This window comes from Marinobacter vinifirmus (genome assembly GCF_002258215.1).
Classification (GTDB): domain Bacteria; phylum Pseudomonadota; class Gammaproteobacteria; order Pseudomonadales; family Oleiphilaceae; genus Marinobacter; species Marinobacter vinifirmus.
Genome location: NZ_NEFY01000002.1, coordinates 75,062 through 97,574 on the forward strand (window position 1 = coordinate 75,062; position 22,513 = coordinate 97,574).

A 22,513-nucleotide genomic window follows, 5' to 3' on the forward strand; every position below is an offset into this window, starting at 1 on the left:
TTTTGCTATGATCCCGCGCCATTAACCGTATTAGACGTTATTCACGACATCCGGAAGATTTCCCTATGACCGATCGCAACACCCGTCTGGACCAGCTTAAAAAGGCACTCAAGGAACGCATCATTGTTCTTGATGGCGCCATGGGCACCATGATCCAGAACCAGAAACTGGATGAAGCCGCGTTCCGTGGCGACCGGTTCAAAGACTACGATCGGGAAGTCCAGGGCAACAACGACCTGCTGAACCTTACCCAGCCTGCCCTGCTGCGCAATATCCACGCAGAATACCTGGATGCCGGCGCCGATATTATCGAAACCAACACCTTCAACTCCACCCGCCTGTCCCAGGCCGACTACGGCATGGAAGAGCTGGCAAGGGAGCTGAACGTGGCTTCGGCCAGGCTGGCCCGGGAAATCGCTGATGAATACACCGCGAAGAATCCCGACAAGCCCCGCTTTGTGGCCGGTGCCGTGGGCCCCACCTCCCGTACCGCGTCGCTGTCGCCGGATGTGAACAACCCGGGGTACCGCAACGTCGATTTCCAGACTCTGGTGGATAATTATTACGAGGCTGTGTCAGGCCTGGTGGAAGGCGGTTCTGACCTCATCCTGATTGAAACCATTTTCGACACCCTGAACGCCAAGGCAGCCATCTACGCTACCCAGCAGTTCTTCGAAGATTCCGGCATTGAACTGCCGATCATGATCTCCGGCACCATTACCGATGCTTCCGGCCGAACCCTGTCCGGCCAGACTACCGAGGCGTTCTACAATTCCGTGGCCCACGCCAAGCCGATTTCCATTGGCCTGAACTGCGCCCTGGGTGCGGATGCCCTGCGCCCCTATGTGGAAGAACTGTCCAACAAAGCGGAAACCTATGTCTCCGCCCACCCCAACGCCGGCCTGCCCAACGAATTCGGTGAGTACGACCAGACTCCGGAAGAAATGGCCGAAATCATCGAAGGCTTCGCCAGAGACGGCTTCCTGAACATCATCGGCGGTTGCTGTGGTTCCCGCCCGGAACACATTGAAGCCATTGCCAACGCGGTCGCGAAATATCCGCCCCGGCAGATTCCCGATCGCCCGAAGGCCCTGCGCCTGGCCGGCCTGGAGCCATTTACCGGCGACGAAAACACCCTGTTTATCAACGTGGGTGAACGAACCAACGTGACCGGCTCCAAGCGTTTCCTGCGCCTGATCAAGGAAGAGCAGTACGAAGAGGCCCTCAGCGTTGCCCGGGACCAGGTGGAGAATGGCGCCCAGATTATCGATATCAACATGGACGAGGGCATGCTGGATTCGAAGGAGGTAATGGTTACCTTCCTGAACCTGGTTGCCTCCGAGCCGGACATCTCCCGCGTGCCCATCATGATCGACTCTTCCAAGTGGGAAGTGATCGAAGCCGGCCTGCGCTGCATTCAGGGCAAGGCAGTGGTGAACTCCATCAGCCTGAAAGAAGGCGAAGAGGCATTCATCAAGCGGGCAAAAGACTGCATGCGCTACGGCGCCGCCGTGGTGGTTATGGCCTTTGACGAAGACGGCCAGGCCGATACCTACGAGCGCAAGACCGAGATCTGCAAACGTTCCTACGATGTGCTGACCAGCATCGGCTTCAACCCGGGCGACATTATCTTCGACCCGAACATCTTTGCCATCGCTACCGGCATCGAGGAACACAACAACTACGCGGTGGATTTCATCAACGCCACCCGTTGGATCAGAGAGAACCTGCCCCACGCATCCATTTCCGGCGGCGTCAGCAACGTGTCCTTCTCGTTCCGCGGCAACGATGCCGTGCGCGAAGCCATCCACTCGGTGTTCCTGTACCACGCCATCAAGGCCGGTATGAACATGGGTATCGTAAACCCGGGCCAGCTGGTGATTTACGATGAAATCGAGCCGGACCTGAAAGAACTGGTGGAAGACGTGGTGCTGAACCGCCGCGAAGACTCCACCGACCGCCTGCTGGAAGCGGCCGAGAAGTTCAAAGGCAAAGGCGGCCAGGCTAAAGAAGAAGACCTGGCCTGGCGTGAATGGCCGGTTGAGAAGCGGCTTGAGCACGCTCTGGTTAAAGGCATCACCAACTTCATCATCGAAGACACCGAAGCCTGTCGCCAGAATGCCAGCCATCCGATCGAGGTGATCGAAGGCCCGCTGATGGACGGCATGAACGTGGTCGGCGATCTGTTTGGCGATGGCAAGATGTTCCTGCCCCAGGTGGTGAAAAGCGCCCGGGTTATGAAGCAGGCGGTCGCCCACCTGATTCCGTACATCGAGGCGGAAAAAACCGAAGACCAGCAAGCCAAGGGCAAGATCCTGATGGCCACGGTGAAAGGCGATGTGCACGACATCGGCAAGAACATCGTGGGCGTGGTGCTCCAGTGCAACAACTACGAAGTGATCGACATGGGCGTGATGGTGCCCTGCGACAAGATCCTGGAAAAAGCAAAGGAAGAAAACGTCGACATCATCGGCCTGAGCGGCCTGATCACTCCATCGCTGGACGAAATGGTGCACGTTGCCCGTGAAATGCAGCGGCTGGACTTCAAGATTCCGCTGATGATCGGTGGTGCCACCACCTCCAAGGCCCATACTGCGGTCAAGATTGAGCCTCACTACAAGAACGACATTGCCCTGTACGTGTCCGATGCTTCCCGTTGCGTCAACGTGGCGTCACAGCTGCTGAGCAAGACCGCCAAGCCGGCCTTTGTGGAAGCTGCCCGCACCGAATACGACGAAATCCGTGAGCGCCGCAAGAACCGTGGCGACCGCACCAAGCTGGTATCCCTGAAAGAAGCCCGGGCACGGGCGCCGGAGATTGATTTCGAAAACTACCAGCCGCCCAAGCCGGCGTTTACCGGCGTGCGGGTGTTCGAAGACTATGACCTGAACGAACTGGCGGAATACATCGACTGGACGCCGTTCTTTATCTCCTGGGACATTGCCGGCAAGTACCCGGCGATTTTCGACGACCCCAAGCGTGGAGAAGCCGCCCGCAACCTGTTCGACGACGCCCAGAAACTGCTCAAGCAGATGATTGAGGAGAAGCGGATCAGTGCCCGTGGCGTGATCGGCTTCTGGCCGGCCAACCGCCGGGGCGACGACATCGTGGTGTACACCGACGAGACCCGCACCGAGGAACTCACCACCCTGCACCACCTGCGCCAGCAGGATGAGAAGGCCCCGGGCAAGCCGATGATGGCCCTGTCTGATTTCGTGGCCCCGGAGAGTTCGCACCTGGGTGACTATGTGGGCGGCTTTGCGGTCACCACCGGCATTGGCGTGGACGAACTCACCACCGAGTTCAAGAACGCCCACGACGACTACAGCGCCATCATGGTTCAGGCCCTGGCGGACCGCCTGGCCGAAGCCTTTGCCGAGCGCATGCATGAGCGGGTGCGCAAGGAGTTCTGGGGCTATGCTAACGACGAGCAAATGGCCAATGACGACCTGATCAAGGAACGCTATCGCGGTATCCGCCCGGCACCGGGCTACCCCGCCTGCCCGGACCACACGGAAAAAGCCACCCTGTTCAAACTGCTGGATGCCACCGCCAACACCAGCCTCGAGCTAACGGAACATTTCGCCATGTTCCCGACCGCTGCGGTTTCCGGCTGGTATTTCGCGCACCCGGACTCCAAGTACTTTGCCGTGGGTAAAATTGGCGTGGACCAGGTTGAGGACTATGCTGAACGCAAGGGGCTGTCAAAAGCGGAAGCCGAACGCTGGCTGATGCCGAGCCTGGCCTATGATCCCGCAGAATAAATCAGGGCGGTAAACCATGACTGACGTTGCCAACAAAAACAAAAAGGACAACGAAGACCAAAAAACCGGTTCGCCGGGTGTTCTGAAAATCATGCAAAGCATCCTGGCCGGCGCCCTCGGTGTGCAATCAGACCGCCGGCGGCAGGAAGACTTCTCAAGCCACAGCCCCGCCCCCTACATTATCGCGGGGCTGCTGTTTACGGCCGCCTTCGTAGGCGGCCTGATCCTTGTTGTGAACCTGGTACTGGCCGGGCAGTAAGCTATTGGCCGGCTACCCAGAACACGGCAAACGACACCGTTAACATCACCAGCAGAACGGCGGCTACGGCATCGGCCTTGCTGTCTGAACCTGCAGATTTGCTCATGGTTACCCTCACCTCTTGGTTTGTTGTTATTCCCGGTGGTTCCACCTTCAGTTAAGCAGTTAATTGATATTCGTCCAGCCTCGACAAACCTGGCTTATCGCCTGAATCGATAATGTTATGTTGAAATAATCATTTTGAGAATAAAAACACGGTGATATCCTGCCCATCAGGAATAAGGCGCTCCACTTCGCGCCCGAAAATGCAGACACTCAGATGTAGCAGGCAGGACGTTACCCTATGTACGTTTACGATGAACACGACAAGCAAATCGCAGCCGAGCGCGTGGCCCAGTTCCGGGACCAGACCGAACGCGCGCTGGCCGGCGAGCTTTCCGAAGAGGAATTCCTTCCCCTTCGCCTCCAGAACGGTCTCTATGTTCAGCGTCATGCCCCCATGCTCCGAATCTGCGTGCCCTACGGCATGCTGCGCTCTGAACAATTGCGCCGGCTGGCCCGGATTACCCGGGATTACGACCGTGGCTACGCCCACGTAACCACCCGGACCAACATCCAGCTGAACTGGCCGAACCTGGAAGATGTGCCGGATATCCTGGCGGAACTGGCCGAAGTGGAAATGCATGCCAACCAGACCAGCGGCAACTGCATCCGTAACACCACCACAGACCAGTTCTCCGGTGTGCAGGCAGATGAAATTGCCGACCCGCGCCCCTACTGCGAAATCATCCGCCAGTGGTCTACCTTCCATCCGGAGTTCGCGTTTCTGCCCCGCAAGTTCAAGATCGCGGTGAATGCTTCGGAGAAAACCGACAGGGCGGCCATCCAGGTTCACGACATCGGCCTGCAGATTGTCCGCAATGAACAGGGTGAACCCGGGTTCCGGGTACACGCAGGCGGTGGTCTGGGCAGAACCCCGATGGTGGCCCCGGTTATCCGGGACTTCCTGCCAGAGCTGGACCTGCTGACGTACCTGGAAGCGATCATTCGCGTGTACAACCGCTATGGTCGCCGCGACAACAAGTACAAGGCCCGTATCAAGATTCTGGTGAAAGCACTGACCCCAGAGGGTTTCGCACAGAAGGTGGAAGCCGAGTGGGCCGAAATCAAGGATTCCCCTACCCGCCTTAACCGGGAAACCATCGAAAAGTTCCAGGGCTACTTCACCGAGCCGGACTATCAGGCGCTGGATAACGCCAGTGAATTGCTGGGCAAGCAGCGGTTCGAGAGCCGCGAGTTCGACAAGTGGCTGACCCACAACGTCAACGAGCACAAGAAGCCCGGCTATGCCATCGTCACACTGACCCTGAAACAGACCGGCACGCCGCCCGGGGATGTCACCGATACCCAGTTTGAGCAGATTGCCGACCTGGCCGACGAATACAGCTTTGGCGAAGTGCGGGCTACCCACGAACAGAACATTGTCCTTGCAGATGTGCGCCAGGACCGCCTGTTCGAGCTCTGGCAGCGCATCACCCCGATGGGCTTTGCCACCGCCAACCTGCACACCCTGAACGATATCATCTGCTGCCCGGGCGGCGACTTCTGCGCCCTGGCCAACGCCAAGTCCATTCCCATCGCCGAAGCTATCCAGCGCCGGTTTGATGACCTGGACTACCTGTATGACCTCGGTCCGATTGACCTCAACATCTCCGGTTGCATGAACGCCTGCGGCCACCACCATGTGGGCAATATCGGAATACTGGGGGTCGACAAGAAGGGCGAGGAGTTCTACCAGGTGAGCCTGGGTGGTGCCTCACAGCACGACGCCAGCATTGGCAAGATCCTTGGCCCTTCGTTCGCACGGGAAGAAATGCCGGACGTGGTCGCCAAGCTGATTGATGTGTTTGTAGAAAAGCGGACCGAGGAAGAAACCTTCCTGGACACCTATCGCCGGGTCGGTCTTGATCCTTTCAAGGAGCGGGTTTATGCCTGAGGTAATTGCTGCAGACGGCAGCCTTCGTAACGACAACTGGGCAGTAGTTGCCCGCCCTGAAGCCGGGGAATCCCTGAACATTCCCGAAGGCCAGCCAGCCTTAATTCCTGTGGACCTGTGGTTGGCAGGCGCTGACCACTATGCCGGCCGCGACGACATCGGCGTGTGGTTCGACAGCCATGATGAGCCGGAGCAACTGGCCTCGCGGGTGCACGAACCTGCGCTGATTGCGGTGAACTTTCCGCGCTTTGTGGATGGTCGTGGCTACAGCATTGCCCGCCTGCTGCGCGAGCGCTACGGCTACAGCGGCGAGCTGCGGGCGATTGGTGATGTGCTGCTGGACCAGCTGCAATTCATGAAACGCTGTGGCTTTGATGCCTTTGCCTTGCGGCCAGACAAGGACGCCACCAAGGCAGCCCGCTGCCTGAACTTCTTCTCCCAGACCTACCAGGCGGCGGCCGACACCGACGTGCCGCTGTTCCGCCGCCGGGCTTCCTGAGGAAGCCCGTTACTGGATCTTCTGGTTACGGAACGCGCTCAGCACTTTCCACACAGTGTGCTCGAGCGCGGCACTCGTAGCCAGCCCGAGTTTTTCCGGCAGTGTACGCTTGCGCTGGAAAGATACCGACACGACATCCCCCCGATCACAAGCCTCTATCAGGTATTCGTCTGAGGTTTTGATCTCGTCAATCAGTTTGACCTCCAACGCCCGCTTGCCAAACCAGATGTCACCGTTCGCCACCGCCTGGATATCCAGGTCAGGACGGCGCTCACTGACGTATTCCTTGAACAGGCCGTGAGTGTCTTCAAGGTCTTCCAGGAACTTCTGGCGGCCTTTGTCGGTGTTCTCACCAAACACGGTCAGGGTGCGTTTATGCTCGCCGGCTGTCAGCACTTCGAAGTCCACGTCGTTCTTCTTCAGGAACCGGTGGAAGTTGGGAAGCTGTGCCACCACGCCTATGGAGCCAAGCACCGCAAAGGGCGAAGCAATAATCTTGTCGGCAACGCAGGCCATCATATAACCGCCACTGGCAGCCACCTTATCGACACAGGCCGTCAGCGGAACGCCCTTGCTGCGGATGCGGTCCAGCTGCGCAGCAGCCAGGCCGTAGGCGTGTACCAGGCCGCCACCACTTTCAAGGCGCACCACTACTTCATCGGTTTTCGGGTCTGCCACACTGAGCACCGTAGACACTGAACGGCGCAGGGTATCGGTGTCGCTGGCCTTGATGTCGCCATCAAAGTCGATCACATAGATCCGTGGCTTGCCGGGCTGCTCACCCTCACCTTCCTTACTGCTGCTTTTTGCGGCCTTTTTCTCAGCTTTGTCTTCTTTCTTTTTCTTCTTCGTCCAGCTTTTGTATTCCGCATCGGACATCAGGCGGGTCTGGATAGACTCTTTCAACTTGCGGTACTGGTCGTTCAGCTTGCGGATTTTCAGCTCACCTTCACCTTCGTGGTCATCGCGATCACGATGGGCAGCCGAAAAGATAATAGAGGCAAGAATGATGGCCGCCACAACGAAGGTGGCAACCTTGGCAAGGAACAGGCCGTATTCGGTGAGAAATTCCAAAATGCAGTCTCCGGAAGTGTTTCGCAAAGCCAAGAGTGTACCCGCTCGGGCCAAGTGTGATAAGCCCGAAAGAAAATTAAAACAAGCGTTCGATCAAGCTTGACACACACACTCTGTGCCCATAAAGTCGAATTGCGAAGTCACCATGACAAGACAACCACCAAAAAGGGTAAAACAATGTCTGTAGCTCAGGTATTTGAAAAGCTGGAACAGAACTTCAACGCAGACGCGGCACAGGGCCTGGACCTGGTCTTCCAATTCGATATCGAAGACGACAAGACCTACAACCTGGAAATCAATGACGGTACCTGCAAGATGAACGAAGGTGCCCACGATGATCCTTCCGTTACCCTGATCATGAACTCTGAAACCCTTCAGGGCATTGTTTCCGGCGAAACTGACGGCATGCAAGCATTCATGGCGGGTCAGCTGCGCGCCGAAGGCGACATGATGCTGGCTACCAAGCTGGGCGAACTGTTCAACATGGGCTAACTCCCTGTCGAACGTTCCACAAAAAAACCTGCGCAAGTCGCAGGTTTTTTTTGTGGCTGGATAAAAGCCCGAAAAGCGGGCCGGCCATTACAGCCCCACGTCATCCAGTGATGATTCCGCCAGCTTCAGAAGATCGGTATTACGCTCTTCCCGCCGGCCGATGCTCTCAATGTAGTATTCCAGCGAGGTCAGTGCATCCGCCAGGGCTTCCAGTACCTGGGAAACCGGTGCTTCGCGGGCATCCAGCAAACGCTCCTGGATAGAAGCGGCAACGCGCGCGATCACATCTGCGGCCTGCGGATCGTTGACCATCACCAGGCCACCCCAGATACTTCGCAATGTTCCGGGCAGGTTTGCCAGGTGCAGCTTGTCGTAGTCAGATTCAATAAACGCGGTAATTGCCCGCTTGGCCAGGGTCAGTGCACTTCGGGCTTCGTCTGCTACCACCCAGACCGCTTCCTGCAGGTAAATCGACTCTCCTGCTTTACGCTCACTGGTGGCCAGGGCGTCGGTTTCAGAGGTAATACCACGGGACACAATCTGCATCACCGCGTCTTCAACACCCAGCACCGAATCGGCCAGGCGATACAATTCATCTTCCTCAGGCAAGCGATCCTCTTGCTGCCACTGGCGAAGCTTGCCAGCTTCTTCACGGGCAACGCCGGCCAGACGGTTCAGGTCGAGCATCACCAGGGTATTGGCCAGGCGTTCGAGAGACTCGGCAATGGACACCAGTTCAGCGAGGTCCGGCTCGATACCCCGTTCGATAATATCCAGTTTGTCCTTGAGCTGGTTCAGCTCTTCCTGCAGAGCTTCCGACAGGGATTTCAGGACATCGGAACCCGGCCCGTACAGGCGGCGGGAATGGGCTTCCAGCAGGGCATCCGGGAAGTCAGACGGTGCTACCTGCCAGGCTGACAAGACTTCGGCGACTTCCGGGTTGCCGGAACCACTGCGGTACAGCAGGTAGACCAGGTCACGAATCAGGGAGTCAGGGGCGTCTTTTGCGGTAGCAACCTTGCCCACATACACCACTTCTCGGGCGTATTTCTCAATACGCATCAGCAGCCGCTTGCGGGCTTTATTGAACACCATCGCCCGGTCGAGCATGGTGTCCGCCACAGTGGCCAGCAAACACCACATCTGCCCCATGGGTGCGCCCTGGCATAACCTTGCAAAGCCCCGGGCCGAGCGGGCGATCAGTTTTTTGCTGACCACTTCGTTCCTGTCCCGGAGAACACCCAGCAACGCCACCTGGAAGGTCAGGCGCATGCGCCGGGCAAGGATTTCGTATTCCGCTTCGCCACCTTCCAGCGGCTGAATCGCCTTGCCCTTGCAGAAATCCGGACGCTCCCTGACCTCCAGGTCAAAAAAGCAGGATTCGGGATAAGGTTTTTCGCGGCGGGCTTCGCGCAGATCGTTTATCACCGGCAGCAACAGTTCGGGATGGTCTTCCCGCTGCTGGTGGTAATACTCCACATAGCGGCGAAGGATAAACAGCGCACCGCTGAGAGTGGTCAGGAGAATGTTTTTGTCGTCGTTGGCGCCAACAGGTACATCGTTGGCCAGACTGACGGCTTCCTGGCAAAGCAGGGTGCCACCGCGCAGCTCCACCAACAGGAAAATGCCGCGAAGCTGGTTCAGGTAATCGACACAGTTTTGCAGGTCTTCCCCGCTCTCGCGGTTTTCCTGGAAACGTTCAAGGCTGGCCTCGGCCTGCTTGATGGTCTGTTCGATTTCGCTTTTGACCAGATCAAACGACTGCGATTTCGTCGCCAGAGACGATTGAACCATAAACGTTTCCTGCTTCCTTACAAAGAATAATCAGTTACCAAAAAACTGGCGAACTTCCCATTACTTATAACACAGAATTCAAGTACCTCAAGAAAGCCGGAATGTAACATTTGGTACACCCTGACCCAGTTCTCATTCTGTTCCCTGTAACTTGCTCCAAACCGTTCCGCCGGCCTGTTTTTCCATCATCGCCATGAACGCATCATGGGCTTCGGCTTCTTCATCACTGGCGCGTACAACGGCCAGCGGCTGGCGCTCTGAACTGATCCTGCGCAGGCCTCCGGCGCTGCCATCGTCACCGGCGCCGCTGTCCAGTGACAGCGCGGTCTGGCCGCCGGTCATCAGCAGATAGACATCGGCCAGGATCTCGGCATCCAGCAAAGCGCCGTGCAGGTCACGGTTGCTGTTATCTACGCCGTAACGCTTACAGAGTGCGTCCAGGTTGTTCTTCTGGCCCGGATGCTTGGCCCGGGCGATAGCCAGGGTATCGACAACACCGCAGTGGTCCGCCGTTTTGCGGACAGGCTTCAGGCGTGCAAACTCGGAATCCATGAAGCCGACGTCGAACGCCGCGTTATGGATAACCAGCTCGGCGCCCTTGATGAATTCGAAGAACTCGTCGGCAATCTCCGCAAATTTCGGTTTGTCTTTCAGAAATTCGTTGGTAATGCCGTGAACGGTTATGGCTTCGGCCTCTACTTCCCGTTCCGGATTGATGTAAACGTGGTAGTTCCTGCCCGTCAGCTCCCGCTCGACCACTTCAACACAACCAATCTCGATAATCCGGTGGCCGTCGTTGGGATCAATACCCGTGGTTTCGGTATCCAGTACGATCTGTCTCATTGCTTACCTTCAGAAATACCCATCAGACTTTAGAAAATGCCGGTTCAGCTGCCGGACAACTCAGCCACGCCACGATTCGCCAGCTCATCCGCCAGCTCGTTATCCGGGTGGCCGGAATGCCCTTTGACCCAGTGCCAGCTTACCTTGTGCCGGGCGGCTTCAGCATCAAGCTCCTGCCAGAGGTCGGCGTTTTTCACCGGTTTCTTTGCCGAGTTTTTCCAGCCGTTACGCTTCCAGCCGGCCATCCATTCGGTGATGCCTTTACGGACGTATTGGGAATCGGTGTACAGTTCCACCTCACACTCCCGCTTCAACGCCCTCAAGCCCTGAATGGCGGCCATGAGTTCCATACGGTTATTGGTGGTTTGCGCCTCTCCGCCGTGCATGGTTTTGCAGGCGTCGCCATAACGCAACAATACACCCCACCCACCGGGGCCCGGGTTACCTTTACAGGCACCATCGGTATACATCACTACCTTGCAGGCCATTCACACTCCTGAACTGTTCTGCTGTTTCTTTACCGTACCGGTGCTGGCGCAGGTTCCGTGGGAACCCACAGCCCCGGGTAACGACACGACCCGGGTTTTACGCCACGGCACCCGCCGCTGCAACCGAGCATAGACACGTTTGCGGGCAAGGATACAGTAATAGGCCCCGACTGGCAGGAAATGTCCATGACATTCCAGGTCTTTGCTTTGCCGGCTTATATAGTTGCCCTTTCTTTGCAGCGGAAGCGTACAGAAAAACGTGGCACTGCCCTCCAGCTGAAACCCCAGCAACCGAAGCCAGTCTTCCATCCTCGCCCGGAGCAGAAAACGACCGCCCCATGGGCCAAGCTGATGCCGGGAAACAAGCTTGCGCGCGCCCCAGAGACTCAGCGGGTTAAATCCGATCAAAGCCAGGTGCCCTTCTCCCCGCAAAACCCGGGCCGACTCCCGGAGCACCTGGTGTGGATCCGGTGAAAAGTCGGCAGTGTGGTGCAGGATGACGAGGTCCATGGAATCCCCGGGAAACGGCAACTCGTCCGCATCGCAAACCGCTACGCCGTCCGGCATGTGGGGATACCAGGCTGGCGTGGTGATAATTTTCTGGGAGAAGTCGGTACCGCTGGCCAGGGGCAATCGATGGCTCAGCCCCACCTGCAATTGCCGGGCGCCGGTTAATCCATCCAGGTGATGGTCAAGGACACGCCGCTGGCTGGCCAGCAGGGCGCGGCCAAGCGGGGTCTGTATCCAGCGCTCGAAACTTTCGTGGCGTGCGGAATAATCTACAGGCTGCAAACCTTTCACCAGGATTTCTCCAACATCAGCGCCCCTGTTCCGGGCCGGATTCACGGGCGCGCTTCTTGGGATGACAGCACGGTTGCATTATCATAACAGGCACATTCATCGAGCACATGGGGTCACCATGTTCAGTATTCACCCGATTCCGGCGTTTTCAGACAACTATATCTGGTGCCTGGCAGACCAGGACACCGGCAAGGCACTGATTGTAGACCCGGGGCAGGCCCAGCCGGTGAAAGACTACCTGGCCGCCCACAACCTGGTTGCAGACACCATCCTGGTTACCCACCATCACCCGGACCACGTCGGCGGCATCAAAAACCTGCAGCAGGCATGGCCAGACGTGCGCGTGGTCGGGCCGGCGGAATCCCCGTTCAAGGGCAGCAATCACCCGGTTCACCCCGGTGACGAAGTTGTCTGGCAGGGGCTGACCTTTGACGTGCTGGCCGTGCCGGGCCACACCCTCGACCACCTGGCTTATTTCAGCCCCACACAGGTCGATGGCAAGCCGGTACTGTTTTGTGGCGACACCTTGTTTGTTGGCGGTTGTGGTCGCTTGTTCGAAGGCACGGCGGAGCAAATGCACCAGTCCCTGAGCACCCTCCGGGACCTGCCCGGGGATACAGCCGTGTATTGCGCCCATGAATACACCCTGGCCAACCTGCGCTTTGCCCGCAGCTGGTTGCCCGACGACCAGGCCCTGGCGGATTTCGAGCAGCAGTGCCAGGCACGCCGTGACCAGGGCCTGCCCACCGTGCCCTCAACCATAGCCGCCGAGAAATCGCTGAACCTGTTCCTGCGCTGGGACGACCCAGCAGTGGCAGAAGCCGCCCATCGGTACTGCGCCGAGCAGGGTTTGCCCTCCGGCTCGGACAGCGAAATTTTTGCAGCCGTCCGGCACGGAAAGGATCATTTCTGATCCTTTCCGGCGCTGCCGGTTAACAGTTCTTGTCACAGCTGTAACACGGCAATTCTTGACCGCCGTGAAAGGGCTTTCTTAGAATCCCAACCTGCTATCGACCGTAACCAGTCATTTCTGCCGGCCCTTTATACATGACGCTGCCGGCGCTACTCGGAACTCTTTTATGCCGGTCAAACGACTCTCATATGTGTTACTTGCTTCCTCGCTGCTTTCTGCCTGCAGCAGTCCCCAGATCATGGAGAACTGGAACTCCCCATCAGCCTGGTTCGGATCGGACACTGACCAGCAAGGCAACCCGGTGGATTCCGAGAAGATAGTAGTAGCCCGGGGAGACGAAGACCTGAAAGCCTCGGTGGCTGCCGGCAATAGCGATGAAGCCACGGATGCCCCGCTGGATGACGCCATATCCCCGGAACTGCGCGCCAAGGCGAAGGATGCCCGGCAAAAGCTGGATGATCCGAAAACCCGGGCAGATGCCAGTGCCGACAGCCAGGACCTTTGGGACCGGATGCGTTCAGGTTTCGCCATGGACCACGCTGTCGACAACGCCAGGGTCAAATCGCAACTCGACTGGTACGCCCGCCACCCGAGCTACATCAAGCGGGTTGTCGAACGAGGCTCCCGTTACCTGCACCATATTGTGGAAGAAACCGAGGCACGGGGTTTGCCGACAGAAATGGCCCTGCTTCCGATTGTCGAAAGTGCGTTCGACCCGTTTGCCTACTCCCATGGCCGGGCAGCCGGCCTCTGGCAGTTCATTCCTTCTACCGGCAAATACTTCGGCCTGACCCAAAGCTGGTGGCACGATGACCGCCGAGATGTGCTGGAAGCAACCGACGCAGCCCTGACCTACCTGGACCGTCTGGCGAAGCGGTTTGACGGTGACTATACCCTCGCCCTGGCCGCCTATAATGCCGGTGGCGGCACCGTATCCAGCGCCATGCGGCGTAACCGGAATGCTGGAAAGCCGACGGATTTCTGGTCTCTGTCACTGCCCAAGGAAACCAGACACTATGTGCCCAAGCTGATTGCACTGGCAAAGATCTTCGACAACCCCGAAGCCTATGGCATCGAGTTGCCAGCACTGGACGACGAGCCCTACTTCGAAGTGGTGGATACCGGCTCACAGCTGGACCTGGCCCAGGCTGCCGAGCTGGCCGGGGTGGATATTGATGAAATCTACCTGCTGAACCCGTCTTACAATCGCTGGGCCACCAACCCGGAAGGCCCGCACCGTCTCCTGGTTCCGAAACAGAATGCCGGAGAGTTCCGCCAGGCCCTGGCGAATTTCCCGAAAGAACAGCGTGTATCGTGGCAGAACTACAAGGTCCGCAAGGGCGACAACCTGAACAGCATCGCCCGGAAGTTCGGCACGACTACGTCCGTGGTGCGCCAGGTGAACAAGCTGGATTCCGACCTGATCCGCATTGGCCAGAGCTTGCTGATTCCATCCTCAACCCGCGGCGCTGATGCCTATGCCCTGAGCCAGTCCCAGCGCCTGCAGCGCACCCAGTCACGCAAGCGGGATGGCAACAAGGTTGCCTATACCGTGCGTTCCGGCGACACCTTCTGGGACATCGCCCGCGACCACCGGGTGTCGGTGCGTGAAGTGGCCGCTTGGAACGGCATGGCCCCCGGCGACCCACTGATTCCCGGCAAGAAGCTGGTTATCTGGTCCAAGAACGCACAACCCACCGTTGCCTCCAACAACTCCGCCCGCAGCAAGGCGATGGTTCGCAAGGTAGGCTACCGGGTCCGCAGTGGCGACTCACTGTCTGCCATTGCCAGCCGTTTCTCGGTGAATGTGCGGGACATCGCATCATGGAACGATCTTAATACCAAGCGTTATCTGCAACCCGGACAAAGTCTGGTACTCTACGTTGACATAAGAAACAGCCCTTAACGTGCGAGAACCATGATAAAAACACGGAAAGCCGCCTTTTCACTGACCAGTATTTTCACCTCCCTGGCCCTGATGGCCGCCGCAGCAACCAGTGTTGCGGAAACCCCGGCGGCTTCGAATCCCGCTCCCGTGCACGGCATTGCCATGCACGGAGAGCTGAAGTATCCGGAAAATTTCAGCCACTTTGACTACGTAAATCCGGACGCCCCGAAGGGCGGCACCCTGCGTATGTCTGTGGTCGCCAACGGCTTCGACAGTTTCAACCCGTTTGTTATCCGGGGTGTTGCGGCAGCTGGCGTCAGTACCTACGTTTACGACACCCTCCTGGAATCCTCTGCCGACGAACCGTTTTCCGAATACGGACTGATCGCCGAGAGCGTTGAAGTACCGGAAGACCGCAGCTACGTGATCTTCAACCTGAGGGAGCAGGCCCGCTTCCAGGACGGTGAGCCCATTACCGCCGAAGACGTTGAATTCTCGCACCGGATACTCACCACCGAAGGCCACCCTTTTTACCGCAACTACTATGCAGACGTGAGCAAGGTCACCGTCGAAAACAGCCATCGTATCCGCTTTGATTTCGGTGCCACCGAAAACCGTGAGCTGCCCCTGATCCTCGGGCAGATTCCTGTGATGCCGGCCCACTACTGGGCCGACCGCAAGTTCGAAGGTAACGGCCTGGATGTCCCGGTTGGCAGCGGCCCTTACCGCATCGACAGCTACGAGGCCGGGCGCTCGGTAACCTATGAGCGGGTCGATGACTATTGGGCGGAAGACCTTGGCATCCGCAGGGGCCGCTTCAATTTCGATCGCATCAAGTACGAGTACTACAACGACGACACCGTCGCCCTGGAATCCTTCAAGGCCGGCAACTTCGATTTGCGGGTGGAGACCTCCGCCAAGAACTGGGCCACTGCCTACACCGGGCGCGGCTTCGACAACGGCGAAATCACCAAGGAAGCAGTTGAACACCACCGCCCCAGCGGCATGCAGGGCTTTGTCTTCAACACTCGCAAAGCAGTGTTCAAAGACCCGAAGGTACGCAGGGCCCTGGCCTATGCCTTTGACTTTGAATGGGCCAACCGCAACCTGTTCTTCGATCAGTACACCCGCACCGACAGCTATTTCGAGAACAGCGACCTGGCCTCCTCCGGCCTGCCCTCCGGTCGCGAGCTGGAGATTCTCGAGACGTTCCGGGATCAGCTGAACCCGGCTGTTTTCACCGAGATCTACACGCCTCCGACGACCGGTGACGGCACTTCCATGCGGGATAACCTGCGCACGGCCATGCAACTGCTGCAGCAAGCCGGCTACAGCGTCCGCGACGGCAAGATGGTGCACACAGAAACCGGCAAGCCACTGGCCTTTGAGGTGCTGCTGTTCCAGAAAAGCTTCGAGCGCGTTGTCCTGCCCTTCCGGCAGAACCTTGAGCGCCTCGGGATTGATGTATCCGTGCGGCTGGTGGACAGCAACCAGTATGTTCAGCGGGTACGGGATTTCGATTTCGACATGATCACCCAGGTATTGCCCCAGTCCGATTCTCCGGGCAATGAGCAGCGTGAATACTGGCACTCATCCAACGTGGATGTGTCCGGCTCCCGCAATTACATGGGTGTGAGTGACCCGGTGGTGGACCGCCTGGTGGAGATGGTCATCCAGGCACCGGACCGGGACGAACTGGTATACCGCGTCCGCGCCCTGGACAGGGTATTGTTGCACGGCCACTACGTGATCCCCCACTGGCACCTGACCAGGGACCGGGTTGCGTACTGGAACAAACTGCAGCGCCCTGAGGTCACACCGAAAAACGGTATCGACCTGAACAACTGGTGGGTCAAACCCTGATCCGCCGGTTTATTCCACAGCAGTAACGGAAGGACTCCTCCCCTCAATGGGCATTTACATACTCCGCAGGCTGGCCCTGATTATCCCGACCCTGGTCGGGATAATGCTGCTGAATTTTATCATCGTGCAGGCGGCGCCCGGCGGGCCTGTAGAACAGCTGATCGCTGAAATGGAAGGCCACGGCGGCAGTGCCCTTGCCCGGGCCGGTGGCGGGGACACCGGCGGCGAGGTGGCGACCGGCTCTTCTGACAGCCGGGGTTCCCGGGGCCTGCCTCCGGAACTGCTGCAAGAAATCGAGGCAATGTACGGCTTCGACAAGCCCGCCCATGAACGTTTTCTGATGATGTTAAAGGACTACGCCACCTTCGATTTCGGCGAGTCTTTCTTCCGGGATCGTACGGTCATCGAACTGATCATCGACAAAATGCCCGTTTCGATATCCCTGGGGCTCTGGTCTACCCTCATCATTTATCTGATCTCTATTCCCCTGGGTATTCGCAAAGCGGTCTCGGACGGTTCGCGCTTCGACGTCTGGACCAGTTCCGCCATCGTGGTGGGCTACGCCATCCCCGGCTTTCTGTTCGCCATCCTGCTGATCGTACTGTTTGCCGGTGGCAGTTACTTCGACTGGTTCCCGCTGCGGGGGCTGACCTCCGCCGATTTCGAGCAGATGACCTGGTACCAGAAGATTGGTGACTACTTCTGGCACCTGGCCCTGCCGGTAACCGCCAACGTAATTGGCGGCTTTGCCACCCTGACCCTGCTCACCAAGAACTCCTTCCTGGATGAAATCGGCAAGCAGTACGTGGTTACGGCCAGGGCCAAGGGCCTTGAGGAAAAACAGGTGCTTTACGGCCATGTATTCCGTAACGCCATGCTGATTGTGATTGCCAGCCTGCCCGGGGTACTGGTGTCGCTGTTCTTTACCGGTTCCCTGCTGATTGAAGTTATCTTCTCCCTGGACGGGCTGGGCTTGCTGGGTTTCGAGGCCGCCCTCAATCGCGATTACCCGGTCATCTTCGGCACCCTGTACATCTTCACCCTGATGGGCCTGGTCCTGAAGCTGATCAGCGACATCACCTACGTGCTGGTGGACCCCCGTATCGACTTTGAAAGCCGGGAGGGTGCGTAATGCCAACACTCTCTCCCATACAGAAGCGACGGCTTAGTAACTTCAAGGCCAACCGGCGCGGCTACTGGAGCCTGTGGTTGTTCCTGCTGCTATTTGGCCTGTCCCTGGCCGCCGAGCTGATCGCCAACGACAAGCCGTTGATGGTGTCCTATCAGGGCGACTGGTATTTCCCGGTAGTACAGAACGTACCGGAGGAAACCTTTGGCGGCTTCCTACCCACCGAAACGGACTACCGGGATGATTTTATCGCCGGGGAAATCAACGCTAAAGGCTGGATGATCTGGCCACCGATCCGCTTCAGCTACAACACCATCAACTACGACCTGGATGTACCGTCACCAGCGCCCCCCAGTGCGGAGAACTGGCTGGGCACCGATGACCAGGGCCGGGATGTCGCCGCCCGCGTTATCTACGGTTTCCGGATTTCCGTGGTGTTCGGCCTGACCCTCACTATTGCCAGCTGTATTGTGGGCGTGATTGTCGGTGCCATTCAGGGCTATTACGGCGGTAAGGTTGACCTGTTCGGGCAACGGTTCATCGAAATCTGGTCCGGCCTGCCCATGCTCTACCTGCTGATTATCCTGTCGGCTATCGTTCAGCCCAATTTCTGGTGGCTGCTGGGCATCATGCTGCTGTTCAGCTGGATGGGGCTGGTGGATGTGGTGCGCGCCGAATTCCTGCGGGCCCGAAACTTCGAGTACGTGAAGGCTGCCCGTGCCCTGGGCCTGGAGAACCGTCACATCATGTTCCGGCACATACTGCCCAACGCCATGGTCGCCACCCTCACCTTCCTGCCCTTTATCCTGACCGGTGCCATTACCGGCCTGACCTCACTGGATTTCCTGGGTTTCGGCCTGCCATCCGGGTCGCCATCCCTGGGGGAACTGATCGCTCAGGGCAAGTCCAACCTGCACGCACCCTGGCTGGGCATTTCAGCGTTCGTGTCTTTGTCCGTAATGCTGACCCTGCTGGTGTTTACCGGTGAAGCCGTGCGTGATGCCTTTGACCCGAGAAAGAACTGATATGAGCGAACTACTGAACATCTCGGGGCTTTCCATCCGTTTCGACAAGGGCCCGCTGGTGGTGGACGACCTGTCGCTATCCATCAACAAAGGCCAGACCCTGGCGCTGGTGGGTGAAAGCGGTTCCGGCAAGTCGGTTTCCGCCCTGTCGGTACTTCGCCTTCTGGACGAGCGCCACGCCGACTATCCGTCTGGCAGCATCACCTATCAGGGCGAAGACCTTCTGAAGGCCCCGGAAAAACGGTTGCGGCAAATCCGGGGGCGAAAGATCAGCATGATCTTCCAGGAGCCCATGACCTCCCTGAACCCGCTGCACACGGTAGAGAAGCAGATCACCGAAACGCTGGAACTGCACATGGGCCTGCGGGGCGAGCAAGCCCGGGCGCGATGCATGGAACTGCTGGCGCTGGTGGGCATTCCGGAACCGGAACGTCGCCTCAAGAGTTATCCGCACCAGCTTTCTGGTGGGCAGAAGCAACGGGTCATGATTGCCATGGCCCTGGCCAACGAGCCGGAGCTACTGATTGCGGACGAACCCACCACCGCCCTGGATGTCACCGTACAGAAGCAGGTGCTGGAACTGCTGAAATCCCTTCAGCAGAAGCTCGGTATGGCCATGCTGCTGATTACCCATGACCTGAGCCTGGTGCGCCGGTATGCCGATAACGTGGTGGTTATGGAGCGCGGCAAACGGGTCGAAGAAGCACCGGTCGCCACCCTGTTTGAATCGCCATCCCACCCCTACACCCGCAAGCTGATTGATGCGGAGCCACCGGAACACCCGGTTGCGGCAGAAACCGGCGGCCCTGAGCTGATCAAAGTCGATAAGCTGAACGTGCACTTCCCCATCAAAAAGGACCTGTTTGGCCGGGTAAAAGAGAGCTACCACGCCGTTCGGGACGTGGCTTTCACAGTGCGCCCCGGGGAAACCCTGGGCATTGTCGGCGAAAGCGGCAGTGGCAAGACCACCATCGGCCACGCGTTGTTAAAGCTTACCGGCGCAACCGGCAACATCCAGCTGGGTGGCACCGACATCGGCAACCTCACCCAGAAAGCCTTCCGGCCCTGGCGCAAGCGTATCCAGATTGTGTTCCAGGACCCGTTCGGCAGCCTGAGCCCGCGCATGTCCATTGCCGAAATTGTTGGCGAAGGCCTGACGATTCACGACCCGGACAACCAGGACCAGCACGAAGCCCGTGTCATCCGGGCCTTGCAGGATGTCGGCCTGGACCCGGAAGCCAGGCACCGATACCCCCATGAGTTCTCCGGTGGGCAACGCCAGCGCATTGCCATCGCCCGTGCCCTGGTTCTGCAACCTGAGCTGATCATCCTGGACGAGCCGACATCCGCGCTGGACCGAACCGTGCAGAAACAGGTGATCGAACTGTTGCGGGATATACAGCAGCGATATCGGTTAAGCTATATCTTTATCAGCCATGACCTGGCCGTCGTCCGGGCATTGAGCCACAAACTGCTGGTGCTCCATCATGGCAGCATCGTGGAGTACGGCGATGCGGAGAAGATTTTCCGGCAACCGGAACAGCCGTACACCCGGGAATTGCTGAACGCAGCCTTCTTCTACCAGACTACGACCAATTGACCGTTACCCGCGTGTACCCCGGTCGGGGATAATACGCGCAAATCACAGGAACACAGGGAGCAGATACCCATGGGAATTCTCAGTGGCAAGAAAGCACTGATTGTTGGCGTAGCCAGCAAGCATTCCATCGCTTACGGCATTGCCGAGGCGTTCGCCCGTGAAGGCGCCGAACTGGCCTTCACCTTCCAGAACGAAAAGCTGCAGTCCCGCGTTGAGAAGTTCGCGGAACAGTGGGGCAGCACCATCACCCTGCCCTGCGATGTCGCCAGCGACGAGGAAATCGAGAATGTGTTCACCGAGCTGAACAAGCACTGGGACAACATCGACATCATCATCCACGCCGTTGGCTTTGCCCCGGCCCACGAGCTGAACGGCAACTATGTGGATGTCACCACCCGCGAAGGCTTCAAGATTGCCCACGACATCAGCTCCTACAGCTTCGTGGCGCTGGCCAAGGGTGCCCGCAAGATGATGCACGAAGGCAGCAGCCTGCTGACCCTGAGCTACCTGGGTGCCGAGCGTGTCCTGCAGAACTATAACGTGATGGGCCTGGCCAAGGCCTCACTGGAAGCCAACGTCCGTTACATGGCCGCCAGCCTGGGCGAAGAAGGCATCCGGGTGAACGCGATTTCTGCCGGCCCGATCAAGACCCTGGCCGCCTCCGGTATCGCCAGCTTCCGCCGTATGCTGAGCGAGAACGCCAAGCGCGCTCCGTTGCGTCGTAACGTGACCACCATTGAAGTAGGTAACGCCGCTGCGTTTATGTCGTCTGACCTGGCTTCCGGTATCACCGGCGAGATTCTGTACGTAGACGCCGGCGCCAATATCTCCGGCATGGGTTCGCTGGACGACTGAGCACCGCCGTTGAAAAGCACTGCCAAATAACGCAGACTAACCAGCTCACCGGCGGGCGGACAACCGCCTGCCGGCACCATTTGCGTTAATCTTCAGTCACCGGGGAAGCACTACAAGATGTCGGGCAAGAAACTGGAAAACCTGAACGTGGCCAGCCAGGAACCACTGATCACTCCTGAAGCCCTGAAAAGCGAACTGCCGCTTTCAGATACCGCTGCAGAAACCGTGGCCAACGGCCGTCAGGCAATCTACGACATCATGGACGGCAAAGACCACCGTCTGTTCATTGTGGTTGGCCCCTGCTCTATCCACGACGTGGACGCTGCCCGGGACTATGCCAACCGACTGAAGAAACTGGCCGACGAAGTCAGCGATACCTTGCTGCTGGTGATGCGGGTTTACTTTGAAAAGCCGCGGACCACCGTTGGCTGGAAAGGCCTGATCAACGATCCGCACCTGAACGATACCTTCGACATCGAACAGGGCCTGCACATCGGCCGTCGCCTGCTGCTGGACATCAACGAACTGGGCCTGCCAACGGCAACCGAGGCGCTGGATCCGATTTCTCCGCAGTACCTGCAGGACACCATCGCCTGGTCTGCCATCGGAGCCCGTACCACGGAATCCCAGACCCACCGGGAAATGAGCAGTGGCCTGTCTATGGCGATCGGCTTCAAGAACGGCACCGACGGCAGCCTGGATGTTGCTGTTAACGCCATGAAGTCGGTCTCCCATCCTCACAGCTTCCTGGGTATCGACCAGCAGGGTAAAGGCGCCATCATCCGCACCAAGGGCAATAACTACGGTCACGTAGTACTGCGCGGTGGCGGTGGTAAGCCCAACTACGATTCTGTGAACGTTGCCTTGTGTGAGCAGGCGCTGGAGAAAGCCGATCTGCGCAAGTCCATCATGGTGGACTGCAGCCACGCCAACTCCAGCAAAGACCCGGCCATCCAGCCGCTGGTAATGCAGGACGTTACCCACCAGATCCTGGAAGGCAACAAGTCTATCCAGAGCCTGATGGTGGAAAGCAACATCAACTGGGGCAACCAGTCTATTCCGGAAAACCTGGCAGACCTGAAGTACGGCGTGTCGGTAACCGATGCCTGTATCGACTGGGAAACCACCGAGAAAGCGATCCGCACCATGCGGGAAAAGCTCAAGGACGTACTGCCCAAGCGAATCGACTGATTCGATTCGCAAGGCATAAAAAAACCGGGTTCATCCAGC

Annotated in this window: 18 protein-coding genes; 13 read left to right on the forward strand and 5 right to left on the reverse strand. The window is 58.3% G+C overall.

The window, feature by feature from the left end; all coding sequences use genetic code 11:
- Positions 1-65: 65 nt before the first annotated feature.
- From metH to B9Q17_RS02855, 4 genes are all read left to right on the forward strand, one after another.
- The gene (gene metH / locus B9Q17_RS02840; protein WP_094624029.1) at positions 66-3,764 is read left to right on the forward strand and encodes a methionine synthase; all 3,699 of its coding nucleotides are present in this window, start codon (positions 66-68) and stop codon (positions 3,762-3,764) included.
- Positions 3,765-3,780: 16 nt separating this feature from the next.
- Positions 3,781-4,023, forward strand: coding sequence for a DUF2970 domain-containing protein (locus tag B9Q17_RS02845; protein WP_058340874.1), 243 nt, complete (start codon positions 3,781-3,783; stop codon positions 4,021-4,023).
- A 343-nt stretch (positions 4,024-4,366) separates the two neighbouring features.
- Positions 4,367-6,019, forward strand: a complete 1,653-nt coding sequence (locus tag B9Q17_RS02850) for a nitrite/sulfite reductase (RefSeq protein ID WP_094624030.1) — start codon at positions 4,367-4,369, stop codon at positions 6,017-6,019.
- On the forward strand, positions 6,012-6,518 hold the full coding sequence (locus B9Q17_RS02855; protein WP_094624031.1) for a DUF934 domain-containing protein: 507 nt from the start codon (positions 6,012-6,014) through the stop codon (positions 6,516-6,518). The genes B9Q17_RS02850 and B9Q17_RS02855 overlap by 8 nt, the downstream gene beginning before the upstream one ends.
- Before the next feature lie 9 nt (positions 6,519-6,527).
- Here the strand turns inward: B9Q17_RS02855 and sohB are convergent, their stop codons facing one another.
- Positions 6,528-7,592, reverse strand: a complete 1,065-nt coding sequence (gene sohB, locus B9Q17_RS02860; RefSeq protein WP_094624032.1) for a protease SohB — start codon at positions 7,590-7,592, stop codon at positions 6,528-6,530.
- A gap of 177 nt (positions 7,593-7,769) precedes the next feature.
- On the opposite strand from sohB, the gene B9Q17_RS02865 reads away from it, so the two are divergent.
- Complete coding sequence (locus tag B9Q17_RS02865) at positions 7,770-8,084, forward strand: SCP2 sterol-binding domain-containing protein (protein WP_058340870.1); 315 nt, start codon at positions 7,770-7,772, stop codon at positions 8,082-8,084.
- A gap of 87 nt (positions 8,085-8,171) precedes the next feature.
- Here the strand turns inward: B9Q17_RS02865 and B9Q17_RS02870 are convergent, their stop codons facing one another.
- From B9Q17_RS02870 to B9Q17_RS02885, 4 genes are all read right to left on the reverse strand, one after another.
- Complete coding sequence (locus B9Q17_RS02870; protein WP_094624033.1) at positions 8,172-9,878, reverse strand: FimL-related protein; 1,707 nt, start codon at positions 9,876-9,878, stop codon at positions 8,172-8,174.
- Positions 9,879-10,010: 132 nt separating this feature from the next.
- Positions 10,011-10,721 (reverse strand): DNA polymerase III subunit epsilon, encoded by a 711-nt coding sequence (gene dnaQ / locus B9Q17_RS02875; RefSeq protein ID WP_094624034.1) that lies wholly within the window; start codon positions 10,719-10,721, stop codon positions 10,011-10,013.
- A 44-nt stretch (positions 10,722-10,765) separates the two neighbouring features.
- Positions 10,766-11,209, reverse strand: coding sequence for a ribonuclease HI (gene rnhA / locus B9Q17_RS02880; protein WP_094624035.1), 444 nt, complete (start codon positions 11,207-11,209; stop codon positions 10,766-10,768).
- The gene (locus B9Q17_RS02885; RefSeq protein ID WP_094624267.1) at positions 11,210-12,010 is read right to left on the reverse strand and encodes a class I SAM-dependent methyltransferase; all 801 of its coding nucleotides are present in this window, start codon (positions 12,008-12,010) and stop codon (positions 11,210-11,212) included.
- A 118-nt stretch (positions 12,011-12,128) separates the two neighbouring features.
- Here B9Q17_RS02885 and gloB point away from each other — a divergent pair, with 118 nt between their 5' ends.
- The 8 genes from gloB to B9Q17_RS02925 all read left to right on the forward strand — a co-directional run bounded on the left by gloB (position 12,129) and on the right by B9Q17_RS02925 (position 22,474).
- On the forward strand, positions 12,129-12,923 hold the full coding sequence (gloB, locus tag B9Q17_RS02890) for a hydroxyacylglutathione hydrolase (protein WP_094624036.1): 795 nt from the start codon (positions 12,129-12,131) through the stop codon (positions 12,921-12,923).
- A gap of 166 nt (positions 12,924-13,089) precedes the next feature.
- Positions 13,090-14,829: a LysM peptidoglycan-binding domain-containing protein gene (locus B9Q17_RS02895; protein WP_094624037.1), complete on the forward strand. Its 1,740-nt coding sequence runs from the start codon at positions 13,090-13,092 to the stop codon at positions 14,827-14,829.
- A gap of 12 nt (positions 14,830-14,841) precedes the next feature.
- The gene (locus tag B9Q17_RS02900) at positions 14,842-16,674 is read left to right on the forward strand and encodes an extracellular solute-binding protein (RefSeq protein WP_094624038.1); all 1,833 of its coding nucleotides are present in this window, start codon (positions 14,842-14,844) and stop codon (positions 16,672-16,674) included.
- Positions 16,675-16,720: 46 nt separating this feature from the next.
- Positions 16,721-17,806: a microcin C ABC transporter permease YejB gene (locus B9Q17_RS02905; RefSeq protein ID WP_094624039.1), complete on the forward strand. Its 1,086-nt coding sequence runs from the start codon at positions 16,721-16,723 to the stop codon at positions 17,804-17,806.
- The gene (locus B9Q17_RS02910) at positions 17,806-18,828 is read left to right on the forward strand and encodes an ABC transporter permease (protein WP_094624040.1); all 1,023 of its coding nucleotides are present in this window, start codon (positions 17,806-17,808) and stop codon (positions 18,826-18,828) included. The genes B9Q17_RS02905 and B9Q17_RS02910 overlap by 1 nt, the downstream gene beginning before the upstream one ends.
- Position 18,829: 1 nt before the next feature.
- Positions 18,830-20,428, forward strand: coding sequence for an ABC transporter ATP-binding protein (locus B9Q17_RS02915; protein ID WP_094624041.1), 1,599 nt, complete (start codon positions 18,830-18,832; stop codon positions 20,426-20,428).
- A gap of 69 nt (positions 20,429-20,497) precedes the next feature.
- Positions 20,498-21,283, forward strand: coding sequence for an enoyl-ACP reductase FabI (locus B9Q17_RS02920; RefSeq protein WP_094624042.1), 786 nt, complete (start codon positions 20,498-20,500; stop codon positions 21,281-21,283).
- A gap of 117 nt (positions 21,284-21,400) precedes the next feature.
- Positions 21,401-22,474: a 3-deoxy-7-phosphoheptulonate synthase gene (locus tag B9Q17_RS02925; protein ID WP_058340860.1), complete on the forward strand. Its 1,074-nt coding sequence runs from the start codon at positions 21,401-21,403 to the stop codon at positions 22,472-22,474.
- Positions 22,475-22,513 lie beyond the last annotated feature (39 nt).

Coding starts and splice junctions, on each gene's coding strand:
- B9Q17_RS02895 (WP_094624037.1), top strand. CDS start 13,090: ATGCCGGTCAAACGACTCTCATATGTGTTACTTGCTTCCTCGCTGCTT.
- B9Q17_RS02850 (WP_094624030.1), top strand. CDS start 4,367: ATGTACGTTTACGATGAACACGACAAGCAAATCGCAGCCGAGCGCGTG.
- B9Q17_RS02905 (WP_094624039.1), top strand. CDS start 16,721: ATGGGCATTTACATACTCCGCAGGCTGGCCCTGATTATCCCGACCCTG.
- B9Q17_RS02925 (WP_058340860.1), top strand. CDS start 21,401: ATGTCGGGCAAGAAACTGGAAAACCTGAACGTGGCCAGCCAGGAACCA.
- rnhA (WP_094624035.1), bottom strand. CDS start 11,209: ATGGCCTGCAAGGTAGTGATGTATACCGATGGTGCCTGTAAAGGTAAC.
- B9Q17_RS02865 (WP_058340870.1), top strand. CDS start 7,770: ATGTCTGTAGCTCAGGTATTTGAAAAGCTGGAACAGAACTTCAACGCA.
- metH (WP_094624029.1), top strand. CDS start 66: ATGACCGATCGCAACACCCGTCTGGACCAGCTTAAAAAGGCACTCAAG.
- gloB (WP_094624036.1), top strand. CDS start 12,129: ATGTTCAGTATTCACCCGATTCCGGCGTTTTCAGACAACTATATCTGG.
- B9Q17_RS02915 (WP_094624041.1), top strand. CDS start 18,830: ATGAGCGAACTACTGAACATCTCGGGGCTTTCCATCCGTTTCGACAAG.
- dnaQ (WP_094624034.1), bottom strand. CDS start 10,721: ATGAGACAGATCGTACTGGATACCGAAACCACGGGTATTGATCCCAAC.
- B9Q17_RS02900 (WP_094624038.1), top strand. CDS start 14,842: ATGATAAAAACACGGAAAGCCGCCTTTTCACTGACCAGTATTTTCACC.
- B9Q17_RS02910 (WP_094624040.1), top strand. CDS start 17,806: ATGCCAACACTCTCTCCCATACAGAAGCGACGGCTTAGTAACTTCAAG.
- B9Q17_RS02855 (WP_094624031.1), top strand. CDS start 6,012: ATGCCTGAGGTAATTGCTGCAGACGGCAGCCTTCGTAACGACAACTGG.
- B9Q17_RS02845 (WP_058340874.1), top strand. CDS start 3,781: ATGACTGACGTTGCCAACAAAAACAAAAAGGACAACGAAGACCAAAAA.
- B9Q17_RS02870 (WP_094624033.1), bottom strand. CDS start 9,878: ATGGTTCAATCGTCTCTGGCGACGAAATCGCAGTCGTTTGATCTGGTC.
- B9Q17_RS02920 (WP_094624042.1), top strand. CDS start 20,498: ATGGGAATTCTCAGTGGCAAGAAAGCACTGATTGTTGGCGTAGCCAGC.